Here is a 5,867-nt window from a genome sequence, read left to right as displayed (position 1 = left end):
GTTGTAGGCGTGGTGCCGGCCTGCCGGCCCCGGTTTCTCCGCCGCTCCGGTTCCTCCGGATACTGCGAGGTTAAAGCGCGGACCACGCGGACGATGGGGGCGTTGGTCCCGGCGGAAGAAGACCAAAGTCTATTCCCGGCGGCGATATTCGGGTGCCGGCCGGGCGGTCCGGCAGGCCCGGGCCTTGGTCCTCCGGGACGAGGGACCTTCGGAACTCGCGCGAGCGCGCCGGGGTCGGTCGGCGTGGCACCCGGAGCCGGCTTCCGGTTCGGGTGAAGGAGCGGACCTTAGCCCCTGTCGCCCGGGCGCCGGGCCGGTCACACTCGATTCGTGGCTCACAGTGCGGCCGCGCCGCGGATCGATACCCGCCGCCACGACGCGGTGATCTTCGATATGGACGGGGTGGTGACCGATAGCGCCTCGATACACGCCGCGGTGTGGACCGAACTGTTCGATGCCTTCCTCGCCGCACGGCGGGCTGCCTCCGGCCAGGACCGGTCGCCGTTCACCGAGGTCGACTACCTGAAGTACGTGGACGGTAAACCTCGCTATCGCGGCGTCGCCGACTTCCTCGCCTCCCGCGATATCCGGCTGCCCTGGGGCGACCCGGGCGATTCCGGGTCGGCCGAGACCGTATGCGGTCTGGGTAACCGCAAGGACCACCTGTTCCGCGAACGTATCGCGCGTGACGGAGTGGTGGCGTTCGAGTCCACCGTCGCGCTGGTTCGCCGGCTCCGCTCCGCGGGGGTCCGGACCGCCGTGTTCACCGCCAGCCGTAATTGCGAGCAGGTGCTCACCGCGGCCGGTCTCGCCCACCTTTTCGAGGTCCGGGTCGACGGGATGGACGCGGAAGAACTCGGCCTGCCGGGGAAGCCGGATCCGGCCGTGCTGCGCGAAGCCGCGGCGCGTCTGCACAGTGCGCCGGGCCGGGTCGTCGTGGTGGAGGACGCCGAAGCCGGGGTGGCGGCGGGCCGCAACGGGGGTTTCGGACTGGTGGTGGGTATCGACCGGGCGGGCAGCGGGGAGAGGTTGCTCGCCGCGGGCGCCGATACGGTGGTCGACGATGCCGCGCGGATCGGTGTGCGCGGCGGGTTCCGGCGGGTCGGTGAGGTGCCCGATGTCTTCGAGTACTGGCCGCGCTTCGCGGATCTGCTGGAGATTGAGAATCCTGCGGTGCTCATGGATTTCGACGGCACCCTGGCCGAGATCGTCACCGATCCCGCCGCCGCCGAGATGGTGGAGGGCGCGGCCGCGACCCTCGCGGACCTGGCCGCGCGGTGCCCGGTCGCCGTGCTCAGCGGCCGCGGGCTCGACGATCTACGCGCGCGGATGCCGATCCCCGGTATCTGGCTCGCGGGCAGTCACGGGGTCGAACTGATGGCGCCCGACGGCACCCGCCACCTGCCCGGCGCGCTACCCGGAACCGAGGCCGGCCTCGCCCGCGCCGCGGCGGAACTGCGGGCGCGACTGGGCGATATCGGCGGGGTCACTGTCGAACACAAACGGTTCGCCGTGGCCGTGCACTTCCGGGTGGCGACGGACACGGACGCCGACCGGGTGGTGGCACTCGTCGGTGAGGTCGGGCGCGCCCGCGGTCTGCGGGTGACCTCCGGACGCAAGGTGGTCGAGTTGCGGCCGGATATCGACTGGAACAAAGGTGACGCACTGCGCTGGATACTGGAGCAGGTCGACGGACCGGTGGCCCCGCTGTACATCGGTGACGATACGACCGACGAGGATGCTTTCGATCTCGTCGGGCCGGACGGGGTCGCCGTCGTGGTGCGGGCGGCGGAGAACACCGGCAGATACACCTCCGCGCACTTCTCGGTGGATGGTCCCCGTCGGGTCGCGGACCTGCTCACCCGCTGCGGGCGGCTGATCGGTGCCGGCCCGGCCGCGGCGGAATCGGAGACCTGGTCGTTCGCCTACGACGGCTACGACCCGGAACAGGAAAAGCTCCGTGAGGCTCTCTGCACCGTCGGCAACGGCTATTTCGCCGTTCGTGGGGCCGCGCCGGAGAGCCGGGCGGGGCGATATCACTACCCCGGCACGTATGCGGCCGGGATCTACAACCGGCTGCGGGACCGGGTGGACGACCGGACCATCGACAACGAGAGCATGGTCAACCTGCCGAACTGGCTGCCGGTGACATTCCGGATCGCCGACGGTGACTGGTTCGATCCGGACACCGCCGACCTGCTGGACTATCGGCAGCGTCTGGACCTGCGCCGCGCCGAACTGATCCGGTGGTTCCGGTTCCGGGACGGCGCGGGCCGGATCACCCGTGTCGAGCAGCGGCGATTCGCGGCGATGCATTGTCCGCATCTAGGAGCTCTCCTCACGACGCTGACGGCCGAGAACTGGTCGGGCACGCTACGGCTGCGCTCGATGATCGACGGGGAGGTGAGCAACAGCCTGGTCGAACGCTACCGGCCGCTGTCCGGAGTACATCTGGACGCGGTCCGGACCGCCCGGTTGTCCGAGGCGGCCGTGCTTCTCGCGGCACGCACCGGCGACTCGGAGATCCCGCTGGCCGTGGCGACCCGCGACCTACTGCGCGGAGGCACCGCGAGGGCCGTGGACGTGCGGGAGCGCAGCCGGATCGGTCACGAGTTCGGAGTCCGGATCGGGGAGGGCGAATCGGTAACCCTCGAGAAGACGGCAGCGGTGTGCACCGGCCGGGACCGCGCCTCGTCCGGTCCCGCGGACCAGGCCGGGCGGTTGCTGGCGGCGGCACCGGATTACGCGACACTGTTCGCCGGACACACCCGGGCCTGGGAGCGGATCTGGGGCCGGATGCGCATAGATCTCGACGACGACGCGGGGTCGGTGCGCGTCCTGCGGTTGCACCTGCTGCATCTGATCCAGACCTTGTCGCCGAACACCGTGGAACTGGACGTGGGCGTGCCGGCCCGGGGGCTGCACGGTGAGGCCTATCGCGGTCACGTCTTCTGGGACGAACTGTTCGTCTTCCCGGTGCTGAACCCGCGTATCCCGGCGCTGACCCGCGCACTGTTGCGCTACCGCTCCCGGCGGCTCCCGGAGGCCCGCCGCGCGGCCGCGGCGGCCGGTTTACCGGGCGCGATGTTCCCGTGGCAGTCGGGTAGTGACGGGCGTGAGGAGAGTCAGCAACTGCACCTGAACCCGCTCTCGGGCCGATGGAATCCGGATCCGAGCCGGCGGGCGCACCATATCGGCGCCGCCGTCGCCTACACGGTGTGGCAGTACTACCAGGCCACCGGTGATCTCGGCTTCCTCGCCGACCACGGCGCCGAACTGCTCGTGGAGATCGCCCGGTTCTGGTCGGGGCTGGCCGATTTCGATCCGCGCCGGGGGCGGTACGTGCTCTGCGGTGTCATCGGTCCCGACGAATTCCACACGGGCTATCCGCACGCTCCCACGGCGGGTGTCGACAACAACGCCTACACCAATGTCATGGCCGCCTGGACCATCACCTGTGCGCTCGAAGCACTCGGTACGCTCGCGCCGCGCGTCCGCGCCGAACTCTTGGAACGGCTCGGCGTGGGTCCGGCGGAGCCGGGCCGGTGGCGCGAGGTCGCCCATCGGATGTACGTGCCGTTCCACGACGGAGTGATCAGCCAGTTCGACGGCTACGAGCGGCTACGGGAGCTGGACTGGGAACATTACCGGCGCCGCTACGGCAACATTCAGCGGCTGGACCGGATATTGGAAGCCGAGGGCGACGATATCGGCCGCTATCGCGCGGGCAAACAGGCCGATGTGCTCATGCTCTTCTACCTGTTCTCCGCCGACGAACTCCGCGACCTGTTCACGCGCGCGGGCTACGAGCTGCCGGGGGAGATGATCCCGCGGACGATCGACTACTACACGGCGCGGACCTCGCACGGTTCCACGCTGAGTGCCCTGGTGCATTCGTGGGTTCTTGCCCGGGCCCATCGTGACCGTGCCATGGAGTTCTTCGATCAGGTGGTCTGTTCGGACGTCGCCGATATTCAGGGCGGGACCACCGGTGAAGGTATCCATCTGGCTGCGATGGCGGGCAGCGTCGATCTGCTGCAGCGCTGTTTCACCGGCCTGGAGATACGGCACGACCAGCTCATATTCTGTCCCTACTGGCCGAAAGCACTGGGCACCCTGTCTTTTCCGATGATGTATCGGGGCCACCGGATCATCGTGCGCGTCGACGGCCGCCGAGTCGAGATCGGGTCGGAGCCGGGAACCGCGCCGCCGATCGAGGTGGTCTGCCGAGACCGCCCGGTGTGGCTCGCGCCCGGGGAGACGGTCCGGCTCGTCGACCGTCCGCCTGTGGGATCGCCGGATCCGGAGCCCGGGCTCGGGCGGGATCTGCCGGCAGGCCGTCCTCAGGAGCGCGGTGCCGGGTAGTGGTAGGGCGGCCCTCCGTCGGCGCCGTGTATCTCCTCGATCAGACCGCGCGCCTGGGCTCGTGCCACGGCGCCCTCGAAATCGGGCAGGGCGGCGGCAGAGCCGGTCGACAGCCGGTGGGGCCGGGCGGAAGCTTCACGGTGAACCGCCCGGTCTTCGCGCTCGGCGATCGGCTGTATACAAGGGAGATGCCTACTCCGCATTGGCAGCCGTTCCTGATCGCTGCTCCGCTCATCGCGTTCACTCCGGGTGCGAACCAACTGCTGTCGTTGCGCAACGCGGTGCAGCAGGGCGCAGTGGATGCGCTGGTGGCCGTGTCCGGCCGGCTGTCGGCTTTCCTGTTGCTGGTGCTCGCGACAGCGGTGGGGCTGGGTGAATTGCTGGTCACCTCCGAGCCGGTGTTCACGGCTGTGAAATGGTGTGGCGTCGCGTATCTGCTCTACCTCGGCGTGGCCATGCTCTACCGGAGCCGCCCGGCCGGTGCACCGGACCCGTCCGGCAGCCCGCCGACGGACGTGTCGTCGCTGCGCCGGACGCGCCGGCAGCTGACCCGGCAGGAGTTCACGGTGGCGCTCACCAATCCCAAAGCGCTGCTGTTGTTCGCCGCGCTCCTGCCCCAGTTCGTCGACCACACGGCAGGGGCCGTACCCGCACAGCTGATCGCACTCGGCCTCGGCTACCTCGTCGTCGAGTTCGTCGCGGCGACGGTGTACGCGGGGGTGGGCGGAGCACTCAACTCGTTCGATATGCCGCCGCGCACCCGGCGCCATCTGGATCGTGGCACCGGCGTCACCATGCTCGCGGTGGCGGGCGGGCTCGCTTTCACGCGCCGGTGAGCCGGGCGGCGCCGGCCGCACGCCGCGTCCTCCCGCTGCCGGTGCTCACGTGATCCGATGCCGCCCCGACGTAGGCCGGGCACCGATGCGACCCGCGCTATCAAATCCTCCCCGGCTGACGAAATCTCCCGGAACAGGTCCGCGATGTCCGGGGTGAGTCCGGGTTCGTACCGGTTTCGCGGAACGCGTCGACGACCAGGGCGGCGACGCGGCGCGCCGAGGTCTCCCGGCGGGCCGGTGGCACCGCGGCCAGTCCGCGGCCGGTCAGCAGGACGAGCACCAGGTCGTCGATGACGAAGTCCCGCCGCAGCCGGCCGGCTTTCTTGGCGCGGCCGGCCAGGTCGGCGAGCATCGAGAGCAGTGCCGCCCGGCGACCGGCTCCGCGACCTCGGCGCGACACATGTCCTGGACCGGTCCGGGGAGGGAATCCGGCCGCGCCGCCTTCCTACGACGTGATCATCGATATCGCCGGTGGGGCGGAGCTGCCCACGTTCCTCGATCGCCTCGCACCGAACGGACGTTTCATCCTGGCCGGCGTGGTGGCGGGTCTGCCGCCGGCGGATTTCGGCATGCGACTCCTGGGGGCGTTCCAGCAGTCCCTGTCGTTCGCCACATTCAGCCTCGATTCCGTCCCGGTGCCCGCCCGGGACGCGGTCCGGGCCGAGC

The 5,867-nt window shown here is 70.1% G+C and carries 3 protein-coding genes and 1 pseudogene; 3 read left to right on the top strand and 1 reads right to left on the bottom strand.

Annotated elements, in window-relative coordinates; genetic code table 11:
* The first annotated feature begins 330 nt into the window (after window positions 1-330).
* Together otsB and ACLML9_RS27375 are read left to right on the top strand one after the other, a co-directional pair.
* Window positions 331-4,365, top strand: a complete 4,035-nt coding sequence (otsB, locus tag ACLML9_RS27380; protein WP_411948214.1) for a trehalose-phosphatase — start codon at window positions 331-333, stop codon at window positions 4,363-4,365.
* A gap of 188 nt (window positions 4,366-4,553) precedes the next feature.
* On the top strand, window positions 4,554-5,201 hold the full coding sequence (locus ACLML9_RS27375) for a LysE family translocator (RefSeq protein ID WP_411948213.1): 648 nt from the start codon (window positions 4,554-4,556) through the stop codon (window positions 5,199-5,201).
* Between the two features lie 100 nt (window positions 5,202-5,301).
* Here the strand turns inward: ACLML9_RS27375 and ACLML9_RS27370 are convergent, their stop codons facing one another.
* Window positions 5,302-5,601, bottom strand: coding sequence for a hypothetical protein (locus ACLML9_RS27370; RefSeq protein ID WP_411948212.1), 300 nt, complete (start codon window positions 5,599-5,601; stop codon window positions 5,302-5,304).
* Between the two features lie 52 nt (window positions 5,602-5,653).
* Here ACLML9_RS27370 and ACLML9_RS27365 point away from each other — a divergent pair.
* Window positions 5,654-5,867: pseudogene (locus ACLML9_RS27365) on the top strand (NADPH:quinone reductase); the annotation flags it as partial.

Source organism: Nocardia sp. NPDC002869, from assembly GCF_046764065.1.
GTDB classification, from domain to species: domain Bacteria; phylum Actinomycetota; class Actinomycetes; order Mycobacteriales; family Mycobacteriaceae; genus Nocardia; species Nocardia rhamnosiphila.
The sequence above is the reverse complement of the archived record's forward strand: the minus strand, read 5'-3'. Positions and strand labels throughout refer to the sequence as shown.